At 54.1% G+C, this 14,184-nt stretch carries 11 protein-coding genes; 7 read left to right on the plus strand and 4 right to left on the minus strand.

Annotated elements, in window-relative coordinates; genetic code table 11:
* Positions 1 to 126: 126 nt before the first annotated feature.
* Positions 127 to 294, minus strand: a complete 168-nt coding sequence (locus Pla22_RS25270) for a hypothetical protein (protein ID WP_165440698.1) — start codon at positions 292 to 294, stop codon at positions 127 to 129.
* A gap of 60 nt (positions 295 to 354) precedes the next feature.
* The gene (ahcY, locus tag Pla22_RS15570) at positions 355 to 1,701 is read right to left on the minus strand and encodes an adenosylhomocysteinase (RefSeq protein ID WP_146515759.1); all 1,347 of its coding nucleotides are present in this window, start codon (positions 1,699 to 1,701) and stop codon (positions 355 to 357) included.
* 328 nt (positions 1,702 to 2,029) lie between these two features.
* Here ahcY and hemP point away from each other — a divergent pair, with 328 nt between their 5' ends.
* The gene (hemP, locus tag Pla22_RS15575) at positions 2,030 to 2,227 is read left to right on the plus strand and encodes a hemin uptake protein HemP (RefSeq protein WP_242632083.1); all 198 of its coding nucleotides are present in this window, start codon (positions 2,030 to 2,032) and stop codon (positions 2,225 to 2,227) included.
* A gap of 73 nt (positions 2,228 to 2,300) precedes the next feature.
* On the opposite strand, the gene Pla22_RS15580 is transcribed toward hemP, so the two are convergent.
* Positions 2,301 to 2,957: a phosphoribosylanthranilate isomerase gene (locus tag Pla22_RS15580; protein WP_146515760.1), complete on the minus strand. Its 657-nt coding sequence runs from the start codon at positions 2,955 to 2,957 to the stop codon at positions 2,301 to 2,303.
* Between the two features lie 48 nt (positions 2,958 to 3,005).
* Between Pla22_RS15580 and Pla22_RS15585 the strand changes: the two genes are divergently transcribed.
* From Pla22_RS15585 to Pla22_RS15610, 6 genes are all read left to right on the plus strand, one after another.
* Entirely contained in the window at positions 3,006 to 3,755 is a 750-nt protein-coding gene (locus tag Pla22_RS15585; RefSeq protein WP_165440699.1) for a hypothetical protein, read from the plus strand.
* Between the two features lie 147 nt (positions 3,756 to 3,902).
* The gene (locus tag Pla22_RS15590; protein WP_146515762.1) at positions 3,903 to 5,657 is read left to right on the plus strand and encodes an ExeA family protein; all 1,755 of its coding nucleotides are present in this window, start codon (positions 3,903 to 3,905) and stop codon (positions 5,655 to 5,657) included.
* Positions 5,658 to 5,758: 101 nt separating this feature from the next.
* Positions 5,759 to 6,133 carry a hypothetical protein gene (locus Pla22_RS15595; protein WP_146515763.1) on the plus strand — a complete coding sequence of 125 codons (375 nt, stop codon included), beginning with the start codon at positions 5,759 to 5,761 and terminating at the stop codon, positions 6,131 to 6,133.
* Positions 6,134 to 6,220: 87 nt separating this feature from the next.
* Entirely contained in the window at positions 6,221 to 7,102 is an 882-nt protein-coding gene (locus Pla22_RS15600; RefSeq protein ID WP_146515764.1) for an NAD(P)-dependent oxidoreductase, read from the plus strand.
* 173 nt (positions 7,103 to 7,275) lie between these two features.
* On the plus strand, positions 7,276 to 8,349 hold the full coding sequence (locus Pla22_RS15605) for a calcium/sodium antiporter (protein WP_146515765.1): 1,074 nt from the start codon (positions 7,276 to 7,278) through the stop codon (positions 8,347 to 8,349).
* 65 nt (positions 8,350 to 8,414) lie between these two features.
* Positions 8,415 to 8,963 (plus strand): hypothetical protein, encoded by a 549-nt coding sequence (locus Pla22_RS15610; RefSeq protein ID WP_146515766.1) that lies wholly within the window; start codon positions 8,415 to 8,417, stop codon positions 8,961 to 8,963.
* A 162-nt stretch (positions 8,964 to 9,125) separates the two neighbouring features.
* Here the strand turns inward: Pla22_RS15610 and Pla22_RS15615 are convergent, their stop codons facing one another.
* Entirely contained in the window at positions 9,126 to 13,982 is a 4,857-nt protein-coding gene (locus Pla22_RS15615) for a dockerin type I domain-containing protein (protein WP_165440700.1), read from the minus strand.
* Positions 13,983 to 14,184: the final 202 nt, after the last annotated feature.

Consider the following 14,184-nt stretch of genomic DNA (forward strand, 5'->3'; position numbering starts at 1 on the left):
TTTTTTGTTCAAGAAAACTGGACAGATGGCCGCAAACGATACGGGAAAGTCGCATCGAACCCAAGGGTCCGGCCCAATTTGTTTTGTGGCTCCTATGGGGGGTGTGTTAGAGCGGGCCAGCCGATTTCAACTGGCAACCAATTCCGACTGGTATTCCATCAATCCAAGCATCCCATCAAACAAGGCGACCAGCGCATTTTGGGCCGTTGCGAGCGCACGGAAATCACCAGCGGATAAAACCACAAGCACGTAAAAATCGCTAGCGCATAGAAATAGAAGAAGTCGCCTGAGCATAAAAAAAGGCTCGGCAATGTTTCCATCACCGAGCCTCAGTGGTTCAGACTTACTCGCGACTTAGTAGCGGTAGTGATCTGGCTTGTAAGGACCTTCCACAGGAACGCCCAGGTAATCCGCTTGCTCTTGAGTCAAGGTAGTTAGCTTGACGCCGAGCTTTTCGAGGTGAAGGCGAGCAACTTCCTCGTCAAGACGCTTAGGCAACATCACGACGCCGACGTCGTAGGTGTCGTTGTCGCGGTTAGTCCAAAGTTCCATTTGAGCTAAGACTTGGTTGGTGAAGCTCGTGCTCATCACGAACGATGGGTGACCGGTAGCACAGCCCAGATTCACCAAACGGCCCTTGGCAAGAATGATGATCGAGTTGCCGCTGTCGGTGAACGTGTAGCGGTCCACGGCACCAATGTCGGCTGCCTTGATTTCGTCCTTGGTCGCCTTGCCGGCTTCCACTTGTGCTTCAAGCCAAGCGATGTCAATTTCGGTATCGAAGTGGCCAATGTTGCAAAGGATTGCATCGTTGGGCATGTTCTTCATGTGGTCGCCCATGATGATGTCCTTGTTACCGGTGGTGGTAACGAACAAGCGGCCTTCTTTGGCTGCGTTTTCCATCGTGGTGACTTCGAAACCTTCCATCGCAGCTTGCAGAGCGTTGATCGGGTCGATTTCGGTAACAATAACGCGGCAACCATAGCTGCGAAGCGATTGTGCACATCCCTTGCCAACATCGCCGTAACCGCAAACAACAGCACACTTACCGGCCAACATGACGTCGGTCGCACGCTTGACACCATCAGCCAACGATTCGCGGCAACCGTAGAGGTTGTCGAACTTCGACTTCGTCGCCGAGTCGTTCACGTTGATCGCAGGTACGCGAAGCTTCTTGGACTTGTTAAGGACTTCAAGGCGGTGGATACCAGCGGTGGTTTCTTCGCTGATGCCGAAAATGTTGTCGAGAAGTTCAGGGAAACGATCGTGGCACATGGCGGTCAAGTCACCACCGTCGTCCAGGATCATGTTCAGCGGTTGGCCGTCCTTCATGTACAACGTTTGCTCGATGCACCAATCGAATTCTTCGTTGGACATGCCCTTCCAAGCGTAAACTGGGATGCCCGCCTTCGCGATCGCTGCGGCAGCGTGATCTTGGGTGCTGTAGATATTGCAGCTCGACCAGGTCACGTCGGCGCCGAGTTCGACGAGGGTTTCGATCAGCACGGCGGTTTGAATCGTCATGTGCAAGCAACCAGCGATGCGTGCACCCGCCAAAGGCTTACTTTTGCCGTACTTCTCACGCAGGGCCATCAAGCCCGGCATTTCGTTCTCGGCTAGGTTGATTTCTTTGCGGCCAAACTCGGCCAGGGAAATGTCTTTTACTTTGTAAGGCACTCGGTCCGTTGCAACTTGTGACACGTGTGAGTTCTCTCTTTCAATAAACGTCGGGGAAAACGCCGTCAAACGAAGTGAAAACGGACCGAACACAGGGACTCCCGCTGGGTCGTCGGGTCTTCATCGATGGCAGAATATGGGTGACAAATGGTCGCTTAGCGAAGCGAGCCACCCAACACTGAAGCGAGTCATGATAAACGGGCCAGCGGATTTTGGCAGGGGTAAACCAGTTTGCCGCCTCCAATAGCGGAATCCGGCCCCGCAAATCACGTCAAACGGTAAAGCTGGTCTTATTGACAACGGTTCTCAATTAGAGCTTGTGTCGATCCACGGGATCAGACAAACTTGACGCATGTCTCAACCCCCGCGTGACACGACCGAAGAAATGACGCTTAGCGTCCCAATGGCCGAAGGATCATCGCCGATGATGCCAAAGATCGTCCGATTTGCGGACCTGGCCCGATGCGGTGGCGAGCTATGGATCGAGCACGAAGGGCAACTCTACCGGCTGCAAAAAACCAAACAGGGCAAGCTGATCCTGACCAAGTGATCGCTTAGCCAAGGTGACATTAGCTAGGTTGACGTTGTCCAGCGTGATTTGAGCTAGCGTGATTTGAGCCAGGCTACTTCAGCGCCGCGTTCAAGAACTCTGCGATACGTTCGCGCGACTTTGTTCCCTTGGGTTGCTCGGCTCCGCTTGCCGTGTCGACACTCTTGGCTCCGCTCACCTGCATCGCAACGGCAACATTCTCGGGCGTCAATCCACCGGCGAGGGTCCAGTTCACCTCGGGGCTCCGTTCGGCCCACTGACGGACACTATCCCAATCGAGCGTTTTTCCGCTTCCACCGTGCGCGGCGCCCGCGTCGGCATCGAGTAACACATCGCATCCGGCCGAAATCCAAGGTTGAGTTTTGGATTCGATTGTTTCAGCGTCGAGGGGGCCAGTCGGCAATTTGATCGCACGCAGCACCGGCAACCTTGTGGCCTCGCGGATTAATTTCAAGTCATCGAGCGTCTCGTCGCCATGCAATTGAATCACGTCGAGGCCGACCTGTTGCGATATTTGAGCAATGGATTCAGCGGACTCGTTCACGAAGACACCGACGCATTTGATCTCAAGTCGCCGCGCGACCTCGGACAATGCACTCGCTTCATCGGGGCGAACGTACCGAATGCTGGGCGGAAAGAAGTTCAGACCAATAGCGTCGCCACCCGCTTGGCCGACCGCTTCGATGTCCGACTTGAATCGAACCCCACAGATTTTCGCGTGAAACAGCATTCGTAACCTTACAACCGGAACAATTGGAACCTTTCCGCTGCACCCGCAGTGGTCGATGTTCCGATACTTAGTGACATGATGGTCAAGCGAAGAAGAATCGCCAACCGAGACGCGTTGCTGGTGTTCCTAGCCACCTTTGTACTTGCGTTGAGCTTTCTTCGCGACAAGACACCGGTCCAGGTCGTGCATGTTCACGGCTCAAGCCCTCAATCTTACGTCGCGACCCTGTCGGACAGCACGCGGCTGCAACGCAAGCTGCAAAACTGGTCGGTCCCACCGGTGGACGGTCGCACCGAAGCGTATCACTGGATCAGCGAAGCGAGTCGATTCTACGCTGCTCAGCCCAACGGCCCTCAGGTTTGGCAAAGAGTGGCGGAGGAATCTGACCAACTAGCCAACGTCCGCACGCACCAGATCACCCAGCACTACGCGAGCCTCGGCCCCGCCCCCGTTCAGCTCGGCGAACTAGCCACGGCTCCGATTTCGGCAGACATTCTGACGCTCGCGATTGCATTGTCGCTCGGGTGCATCGCCGTGTTCGCGATCTGGCAAATGATGGTTCCGTCGCGAGAATGGGCGCACGTGAAACGCGAAATTCCAATCCTGGATGTTCAGGGCCTAAATGATCAGGGCCTGGATGATCAGGGCCTGGATGGTCAGGAATCGGGTGTGGACGAAATCATCGCGATCGAGCTGCCTCAACAATGGGTCAGCGTGAAACAGACGATGGGCGTTCACGTTCGTCGCGCCGTCATGGCATTACTTGTGACCGCGGCGATAGCGCTTTCGTTTGTATGACGCGAGATGCCTCGTTGGCGTGAATTAACATCCGGCTAAGTAAAGAGACCCAAGCTGAGTGAAGAAACTCAAGCCGATGTAAAAATGTGCCGATCATTCTGATTGTGCGGAATACTCCGTCCGACCACTTCGACCGTTTCCTCCATTATGACGGCCAACACGATGCAATCCATCGACAACAATCTAAGCGTTCCTCCGTTTCCGCCCTTTCCCAGTGTCACTCGCTTTGTTGACATTGGTAGCGTCGCCGACACCCTAGAACGGCTCGGTCGCAGCATCACCGCCCGAGAAGCCATCGCTCTGGTAATCGGGCCTCCTGGTGTTGGAAAGTCATTGATCGCTTTGACTGTTGCTGCCCGCTTCATGCAGTCTCATGATGTCGTCGTGCTTAACGACACTTCCATCGACGATCGCACGGCTCTGCTACGTCACCTGTTGCACCACCTTGGCATTGATCACGTTGCCGGTCCCGCCAATGACCTTCACTTGGCACTGGTTGATCGCATTTGCAAATCGCCGTCTAAGAAAGAAGGCCTGTTGATCGTTGTCGACGAAGCTCAATCGCTTGACCCGGACGTTCTCGAAGCGATTCGCATGGTGACCAACATCATGAAAGACGGGATTCGCGTGGTCAGCGCGGTGATCTGTGGAGGAGTCAAGCTTGATGAGACACTGACCAGCGCGAGCATGGAAGCGTTCAACCAACGTGTTGCCACGCGATGCTACTTGCACCCCATGTCGCTCGACGAAACACGGTCGTACATCCACAGCATCATTGGCCAATGCGGAGCCGACCCGGGAACCACCATCACCGAAGATGCAATCTCGGCGATCCACCATGGTTGCAACGGTGTGCCGCGACTGATCAATCAATTGATGACGCAGGCGATTGATGTCGCTGCGGAAAGTGACCAAGTCATCATCAGCGAAGCAATCGTCGATTCAGCATGGGCTATCTTGCAGCAGTTGCCGTCTCCTATGGTGGATGAACCCAAGATTGCTGGCGCTTCATCTCGCAACTCGGGTGATTGTGCGATCGAGTTTGGCGAGTTGTCGGACCTGTCTTCAACCTCATCGGCGATTGCCAAAGCGTCGGAGCCTATGGCTGTTGAACCGGAGATGTTGGAATCAGACGACCTGCCGTCCCTGCGACCTGAGATCTCGATCGAAACTCCTTCCGCTTCTTGGGTGGATGACGAAGAGTTGACACTCGCGGATGAACCTGAGTTCGACCATTTGACGATCGAAGGTTCCAGCTTCGACGAGCCAACGATTCGCGAGCCAGCCAAGGCTGAGACTCCTGTGGTCAAGACTCCTGCTGCGTCGTCTCTGTTTGGAATGTTCGACGAAGAAGAAGAGGTCGCGGTCGGCGCCTCAGTCGCTCGTCCCACTGCCGTTGTTGCAAACCAAGAATCGGCTTACGCCGTGACATCGACGCAACCGACCCCGGAACCTGCAAACCGTGCAGCTTCGCAGTCGTGTGGATCGCTCAATTCGCTGGAAGATTCGTTGCATCAAGAAATCATCGGGATGCGAACCAACGACGATACGGCACACTTGTCGGCTGACGACGGACCCTTTGGTTCACACATTTCGTTTGCATCGCTCAACGAATCCGAAGAACCGGAACTGCGAGCGTTGCCCGAAGACGACGAGCGTCCTGTGACGCGCCCGAACTTCCGCTACGTCGATATTGCCATCGACCGTCCCGGCGACGACATCACTCTTGCTCAACACCACGTTCGTGATGATCGCGACTTGCTTGTGATCGAAGACGACTTGGAATTCGAAGTCGAAGAAGCGGGCATTACCGATGCTTCGTACGACGATCAACCGGATCACGACCGACCAGTGACCGTCGACTTCCAGGCCATGCTTTCCCGCATGCGAACCGGTAGCTGATCGAATGATTGGAATTTGAAAGGCGAAGGGTAACGTTCCAGCGAGCGGTGCCCTTTGCTCATGGGTTACTTCCTCAAACTTCTCACGACGTCGTTTGCATTTTGCTCGATTCTCTTGCCGACTCGATCGTTCGACTAGCGATGTCTGGGGATCAGACACCTGTTTTGGTCACGCCAGCCGAATTCACGTTCAAGCCAGCATTCTTTGCGGAACTCGCTCGGCAATTAAAGTCGCGAGTGAAAAACCCGATCGACATTGATCTGGTTCGTGAACCTGGCACGCCATTGGAATGGTTAGGGCATTGGCAACTCAAACGCGTCGCGACCAAGGCGACGCGTATGATCAACGCATCAGGGGTTCGCGTCGACTGCGCCGCAATGTTGCGTCGGCCACAATCCAAGACGCTTGTCGTCGGTTGCTGTGACTGCGGCACGGCACTACCGCCTTGGGCCGCAAAGATCGAGTTGATACGATAGCGTCTCGGTTGGTCCCGATTAGTACACCCCGGCCAACACAACGAGTCCACGGTCAACAGCACCGTGCCACTATCGGAAGCGTTTACCATGAAGAACATTGGATTCATCGGCACCGGCGTGATGGGCCGCAGCATGTGCGGGCACCTGATTGATGCGGGTTATCAGTTGACCGTCTTCAATCGTTCGCCCGAAAAGACTCGCTCGCTTGTCGAAAAGGGGGCGAAGCTTGCCCAATCGCCTGCGGAAGTTGCCGCGGCAAGCGAGGTGACGTTCACGATCGTTGGGTTCCCGTCGGACGTTGAGTCCGTGATTTTGGGCGAGAACGGAGTCCTTTCGGGGGCTGAGCCCGGCCACATCATTGTCGACATGACAACGAGTCAGCCATCGTTGGCGGAGCGTATCGCCGAGGTCGCATCACAGAAGGGCGTGCATTCCATCGACGCACCGGTGAGTGGCGGAGACACGGGCGCTAAGAACGCGGCGTTGTCCATCATGATTGGCGGCGATGTCGAGCCAGTTCAAACGGTATGGCCGCTGTTTGAGATCATGGGAAAGACACTCGTTCACCATGGCCCGCCCGGGGCCGGCCAGCATACCAAGGTGGTCAACCAAACGTTGATTGCCTCGGGGATGATCGCCGTGTGTGAAGGATTGTTGTACGCAAGCCGCGCCGGTTTGGATTTGACCAAGGTGCTCGAAAGCGTTTCCTCAGGTGCAGCGGGTAGTTGGTCGTTGACGAATTTGGGGCCACGAGTATTGAAGGGTGATTACGCGCCCGGGTTCTTCGTGGAACACTTCTTGAAGGACATGGGAATCGCGTTGGAAGAGGCTCGTCGCATGAATTTGTGCCTTCCTGGACTCGCTCTCGCTCATCAATTGTACCTGGCCGTCGCTGCCCAAGGTCATGCACGTGACGGCAGTCAGGCGTTGATTTTGGCTCTTGCCGAAATGAATCGCGTGGATTGGTAGGATCGAGATCCTATCGACACAACGACGCTGGAAACTTCGTCGGAAACGACCCGGCTAGCGAATAGGACTGGCGAATAGGACTAGCGAATCTTGCGAACATCGCGAGCGGAGAATCAGCCTTATGATGGCAGTCACATCTATGCTGCATTTTCGCGACCTGTTACGCTCTGCCCATGTTAGAAACCTTTCAAATCCTGCTTGGTCTTGTGCTTCTGGTCATCGGTGGTGAACTCCTGGTCCGAGGAGCAGCGTCGTTGGCGGCGGCCATGCAAATATCGCCCTTGGTCATTGGATTGACCGTCGTCGCCTTTGGCACCAGTGCTCCCGAACTTGGCGTTAGCTTGCAAGCTGCGTTGGCCGGTGATGCATCAATCGCTGTGGGGAACGTCGTTGGCTCGAACATCATTAACATCCTGTTCGTGCTTGGTGCTGCGGCAGTGGTCGCTCCCTTGATCGTCAGCAGCGACCTCATTCGCAAGGATTTGCCCGTTATGATTGCCGCCACGGCAGTTTTCTGGTGGATGGCGTCCGATGGCAATGTCTCACGTTGGGAAGGCATCGCGATGTTCGTGACCCTGCTGGTCTACCTTTGGCAGTCGATCACCGGTAGTCGCAAAGCAACGAAGGCTCAGGCAGCCGAGATTGAAGAGTACGCTGAAACGCTATTAAGCGCCAAAGACTACTTCATCCAGATCGGGTTCTTGATCGCTGGCTTAGTGATGTTGGGTATCGGTGCGAACCAGCTAGTCGCCGGTGCGACGTCGATCGCTGAATCGCTCGGCGTTTCGCAACTCGTGATCGGATTGACGGTGGTCGCTATCGGCACGTCGCTTCCGGAAGTGGTGACGTCGATTGTGGCCAGCTACCGAGGTCAGCGCGACATCGCGGTCGGCAACGTGGTGGGAAGCAACCTCTTTAACATCCTTTGCGTTCTTGGATTAACCGCAGCGGTTTCCCCAGTGGGCGTGGAAGTGCCAGCCGATGCAATCTCGTTCGATTTTCCCGTGATGATGGCAGTGGCATTTGTGTGTCTACCAATCTTCTTCACTGGCTTCCTGATCCGTCGCTGGGAAGGAGCCTTGTTTCTAGCGTTTTATGCACTCTACACGATCGTCATCCTGGTCGTCGCGAAGCAGCCCGAGCTATCGCAGCACTATCGCGAATTCGTGATTTACGGCGTTGTCCCGTTGATGCTGCTGGCATTGATGTTGTCGTTCGTGCTCAATCGCAAGCCAACTGCAACGTGAAGCCGCCTCCCCCGGTTCGCTGATTGCTTGTGTCAGAGACTCGGATGCAACTCCGCTGAAGCACCATGGCCAATCCTTATCGACCGACGACGACCACCGGCGATCCTTTGGACGACGCTGCCAGCGAAGTTTCGTTTCGGCTATCGCGCGGCGTGCTACGCCATACCACCGATCATTACTTGCTGCATTACATTCCCAAGCGGCTTGCGCTGGGCTCGTTGGCTTTGATTGGCTTAAGTGGCTGGGCCATCTTTGCATCGGCAAAATACGGGATGTTAGCGTCGATGACCGTCGGAGTTAGTTCGCTTGTGATCTCTGCAGCAATCTATTTAGCGATGGCTCATCAGGCCAAGAAAGCGGTCCGGCGCAAACAAGCGGATTTTGGTCTGATGGAAAACTCCATCGTCAGTGTCCAGGTCAAAGATGGCGCATTGATCGCCGTGACATCCAACGGCCAGCACCAATGGCCAAGCGATCAAGTCAAACAACTTCGAACGCACAGCGGCATGCTGATCTCTCCCGAACCTCTCTTGGCGATCTTCATCCCCAAGAACAACCATTCACCCGACGAAGCCTTCAAGACGCTCCGCGAAAAGCTCTCGCAGAGACCCTAGCCGACCCGCAAACGGGTCCGCCGTCAATATTTCAATTCCATCGTCGACCCTTCAATTCCACCGCCCGACGCGATGCCAATCACCGACGTGTTAGCCTAGATTCAATTACAGTGGATGTCACAAAAATCGCGACGATCTAATTGCCAGTAGGTAATGCCGAGTTCATCGCATGTCTGTCGATATTATTGAGCCGAGTTCATGATCCGCTACTGAGGCATTCGGATTTGAACTACGTTTGATGTCTGATCTTTCGCCCTTCTGGGGTTCCACATATAGACTACCTCTGTGACTTTCAGGTTGGGATCGAAGTGGTGCAGGTAGCGTTGCAAGCAACGGTCCGAACCAACTTCGCATTTCCTCGATACTGCGGTCCAGGCTATCGACTGGTGTCTCAATAGGCATAACTGTATCGTCGCTACGGATGACTTTGACAAACGAAACCATCTCACCATCAGAACTAGCTGATAGCGAAGTCCGCGTCATACGGTTGATCACCTGCAACGCATCCAAAGCGGTCACGTCACCGTCACCCGATACGTCCGGCAATAGGCCTGCAGTTCGTAAGTTTCCTTCGACTCGAGCTAGGAGATTAACGATCAACAACGCGTCGAGTGCTGATGTCTGTCCGTCCAGGTTGACGTCACTCGGATAGAGGACGTTTGTTAATGCCTCCGTCCGACTACCTACATGCTCGAAGTCCAGTTCGACGGTGATCTCGTGATCTAAGGGCGGCACCAACAAAACATACGTTTGAGGAGAAAGCGATATTGTTTGCAGGGACGTTTCGTGCGACGGATCGACTAGTGATCCAAGTATCTCGCGATCAGATGAGATAATTCGTGGCATCGCCAGACTGGTTGGCGACAGGCCTGACGTAGTTAGGGACAAGTCAGATTCTTGCCCGATCGAAAACACGAGAGTCCGATACTGACTTGATGCCGGTACGGTAATCTGTCCATCGTCTAAATCCAAAATTGCGACGTCGACCTGTTCCGCATCTAGTTGAAGCCCGTTTGTTCCCGTTGGAAGCCGAATAGCGACGGATTGGTCCATCGAACCGGCATCCCATATCAAGCGATAGAAACCTGCGGGTTGCCCATCGAAATCAAGGCTTCCGGATTGGCTATCGCGAACAATCTGTCCTGTCGAGTCTGCCAAGCGTAGATCGAGGAAGGACTCTTGCCCGGTGGCAAAGACACCGTCCAACGCACTACCCACTTGGTGTAGCACTACGTCCATTTCGCCGGTACCAGAGGTTTGCAGAAGCATAGTGCCTGCAGTAAATCGTGACGCTTGGACGGTTGATGCCACGATTGTTCCCATCGACAGACCCTGCGATGCAATTTGTTCCACCGAACCGCCCGACCGAATAGCACCGTAGAATGATCCCAGCACGTTGACGGACTCGATATCGTGATCTGCCACAATGGATGCTTGTGTGGCGGCCACATCATCCGAATCCAACGCACCCACTTCCTCGGTACTTGAATCAGGCAAATTCGCACTGCCAAAATCGCCCAGTACGTCGATGTCTCCCAAACTGGCGGCACTCAGTCGGCCATTCCAACTTCCATGAATTGTCATTTGCGTCAATCGTTGCCCAATACTCATCGCCGCCGCGGTGGACGACTCAAAGGTGGCCTCATCAAGTGAATCGGCAACCTGAATGACGGCATTTTCGGCAGTGCTATTGATCCGCAACGATTGCAAGCTGCCACCCACCGAAATGCGGCCGTGCAACTTCCCATGAAGGTCGACCTGTCCGAGTGATGCTACTGAGATGACATCGTTAACGTCGACGGGAATAGACTCGGTCCCAACTTGAAGTCCAACGGCGGTTTCACTATTGAAAAGAATCTCGCCAATGCGTGCGCCCTGCTGACTTGCACGAACGGAAACACGTGTCTGGTTGGTGGCATCGCGAACGACGATTCTTTCAATATCACCTTGATTTGCGGTTGCGGAGCTGGTTTCCACATCCAGTGTTCCGCCACCCGAAATTTCCACGACAATACGGTTTCCTGAGTCATCGATAATCTCAGTAAGCTCGTTCTCATCCACCGAAATCGACTTCGGTACACGTCCGATGTTGATTGATGATACGATCAATCGTTGTTCAATTTCTTCGGTAGAGCGACGCACATTGACGGAAACCGTTTGGGCACTATTGAACTGATCTGAACTGCGTTCGGATCCTTTTAACCGGATTGTGTAAATACCGGCAGATGGAACCTGATAGCGCAGGTGAGGATCAAGTGAGACAGCGTTGGTGATCGGATCAATTGAATCATAGACCGTCGACTTTAGTGCGCCACTTTGGTCATAGACTTCCATTTGCAAGTCCAGCTTTGATCCGAGTGATTGAGCGTCCACGTCGATGAAAAGTACTTCGTTTTCGCCCGCTTCGACGTTAATCTCTGCTACTTCTGCACCGCCGAAGGCTTGGTAAATGAACGTGCTGACTTGCCCTACACCTGTGAAGCTGGGGTCGCCGGGGTCCGGGCCAACGAACGCGGGTGGAATCTGAAGCGCTTGGCGGAGTCGCTCAACACTGTCCTCGAACTCTCCAGGTGGCAACTTCAGTCCAAGAAAAAGCTGCCCGCGACCAAACCGTTCGTCGTCGCTCCGGTCCGTGTCAAGCTTACCCGTCTGCATCAAAAGTCCGTCCTCTACCTGATGTGACAACCCAAGCAGATGACCAACCTCGTGACTGAGAGTACTCGCAATTGCTAGAGAGACTGTATCGAGATCTTTGCCATAGACGGTTGGTTCGGTGCGGAACGCTTGTGTGAAGACTGCAGCATTGTCCTCGATATCTCGATTGCCAATGTCCACCTTTTGCGCCAGTCCCAGAACACGCTGGAGCGGGTAACTTCCTCCGATCATAATGGTGGAATATTCCAAGTCGTCCGATGGGCGTTCCAAGACGAAATCGATCGGGAGATTTAACGGAGTATCAGGATCCTCGAATGAGCCGCTAACGATAAAGTCGTCAAGCACGTGCTCATACACTCGCTCAATGATGGCATCGCGTTCGGAAGCCGGGCGACCGACATCCGCCGGGTCGAAGGCGGGTAAATGAAAAGAGTACTGGTTGTGGTCAGTAAACCTACCTCCTTCAAAATCCAGATACACTGTTTGGATGCGATTGCTTCTCGCATTAGTGCTGACTTTGGTATCGAAGCGGACGATGTACTCACCGGTCGTGGTACCGCCATCGGCTGCCGTGACGGATGCACCGCTGGATACATAGTTCTGGTTGCCAAAGCTGGAAACGCCAACATAGTAGATGCCGGGTGTTACCAACACGCGTTCTAGCCACGAATCGCTGCTATTTCCGGTGACGGGATCAAACGCGTCGTCGTTGCTGGCTAACTCGTTTCCGTCCGAATCAAACAGCCGCACGTAAGAGTCTAGCGAAGATCCATAGGGACTGGCGTCAATGTCGACCTTCAACAAAGTGGGGCGTTCCATATCGCTGAAGTCCAAACGAAACATGTCGATATCATTGATATCATCGATTGCCGAATTTCGTTGGGACGTTTCGTAGGGAACGAGCAGCCCCATATTAGCGGCCGCGGTAAATGTGTCGCCGATTGAGTCGCTGGTCAGACCATCTGCTTTCTCAAACAGAGCTGTGAGTACATAGAAATTATCTACTTCAGTCGTCGACCCATCGACGCGTACGACGTAAGTTCCGGGTTCGAGCAGCCTTCGGATGACGGGATCAAGGCCTCGGTATTCCGTGTCAGGATCGACGCCACTCTCGCTGACTTCAAGAACATCCGCGGAAGCGTTCATCAAGGTTAAACGCCCGTCCAGGGTCGACATTCCAATTTCTTGCGCATCAATGTCGAGTGTTAGCCATCCGCGGCTGGTGAGTTCAAATTGATAGTGATCGAGGTCGTCATCCGGACGCACCTCTGCTCCACGAATTTCCAACGGCACATTCGGCAAGATCGAAACTGGGGTGGCTGTTTCAAACGTGTCGTTGAATTCGTAGGCGCCAAAAGGAATCCGAGGCGATGAGGTAAAGCTCAAGCGGTAAGCCCCCACTGAATCGTCTTCGCCGCTCACGCGTACCGCGACTGCCCCACCGACACGATCACGGTATCGCAACAGTGAATCGCCCGAGTCGTCGCCTGTGTCGGGATCGACGCCGTCGAGGTTGCTGGCCAATAGCTCGCCGGTAGCCAAGCGATATAGTTCGATGGCTGAATTAAGTTCGGATCGTTCACCGTCACGAGCATCAATATCAATGACCAAGTCGCCAGGGACTTCGTTGTCGAATGAGAAGTAGTCGACGTCTCCTTGGGCTATCACCGCATCGACGGCTAGAACTCGTGGAATCACCGAACTGATACGTGATGCAGTCCCCAGCGTGTCGTTCGGTTCAATCGAATCATTTTCAACCGGTTCACCAGTTCCAGTCCCAGTTCCACCGCCATTGTTGCCTCCGCTACCAGATCCTGTATCGTCGCCCAGCTCTACACTGAACTGATAATCGACCATCCGAATTTCTGTGTAACCGTGATCAGCAATGTGTGCTGGTAGCAACGTTACAAAATACGTCCCCGGTTCTAGCAAACCAAAGTTGTGAACGAGTTCCGTTGATTCGCGATCGTTGTAGATCGTTTCCAGTGCGCTACTTGAAGAATCTGAATCGTACAACAAGACCACAATTTGGTGATCGTCGAATACCGCAAACTGTTGCAGCCGAAATGCGACGTGCTGAGCCGACTCAACATCGAAACTAAAGTTGTCGGGGTCGATGTACCGCGTATCGTCCGGGTCACCTGCAAAGTACCCAAGGTTACCTTCGATGATTTGCTCACCGACAATACCAATGTCTTGCGCTTGTGCACGAGAGTCGTTGTACGGTGTTTCTTGAACCAGCGTTGCCGTCAACAATCTTCGCTGTTCTAGCGTTTCCAGCGAAAGCATACGGCATCGATTGGGACGTTGGATCTGGCAATCACGTCGCGATAGCGGACGTGTTGGTGTCGGTAATTGGGACATAAGACGACATAGATGCGAGTCATGATGGGGCGTTCGCGAGTGACACGATGGAACGTGCCGGACCCACACCATGATCATAGTCGATCCCCAGCGTTATGGGGGGGCTTGGTTTCCGCATGCATCAAGCATTACCAATGAACGTGGATGTAGAATCATCCAGCGATCACGCAGTCAATCGAGAACGGTCGTCGTGGCTCGCCAG

This window comes from Rubripirellula amarantea, assembly GCF_007859865.1.
GTDB lineage: Bacteria > Planctomycetota > Planctomycetia > Pirellulales > Pirellulaceae > Rubripirellula > Rubripirellula amarantea.

What these genes read in the sequence shown, in the direction of transcription:
- Pla22_RS25270 (WP_165440698.1), bottom strand. Translation starts at nt 294, where the DNA reads ATGCTCAGGCGACTTCTTCTATTTCTATGCGCTAGCGATTTTTACGTG.
- hemP (WP_242632083.1), top strand. Translation starts at nt 2,030, where the DNA reads ATGTCTCAACCCCCGCGTGACACGACCGAAGAAATGACGCTTAGCGTC.
- Pla22_RS15580 (WP_146515760.1), bottom strand. Translation starts at nt 2,957, where the DNA reads ATGCTGTTTCACGCGAAAATCTGTGGGGTTCGATTCAAGTCGGACATC.
- Pla22_RS15590 (WP_146515762.1), top strand. Translation starts at nt 3,903, where the DNA reads ATGACGGCCAACACGATGCAATCCATCGACAACAATCTAAGCGTTCCT.
- Pla22_RS15600 (WP_146515764.1), top strand. Translation starts at nt 6,221, where the DNA reads ATGAAGAACATTGGATTCATCGGCACCGGCGTGATGGGCCGCAGCATG.
- Pla22_RS15605 (WP_146515765.1), top strand. Translation starts at nt 7,276, where the DNA reads ATGTTAGAAACCTTTCAAATCCTGCTTGGTCTTGTGCTTCTGGTCATC.
- Pla22_RS15610 (WP_146515766.1), top strand. Translation starts at nt 8,415, where the DNA reads ATGGCCAATCCTTATCGACCGACGACGACCACCGGCGATCCTTTGGAC.
- Pla22_RS15615 (WP_165440700.1), bottom strand. Translation starts at nt 13,982, where the DNA reads ATGTCCCAATTACCGACACCAACACGTCCGCTATCGCGACGTGATTGC.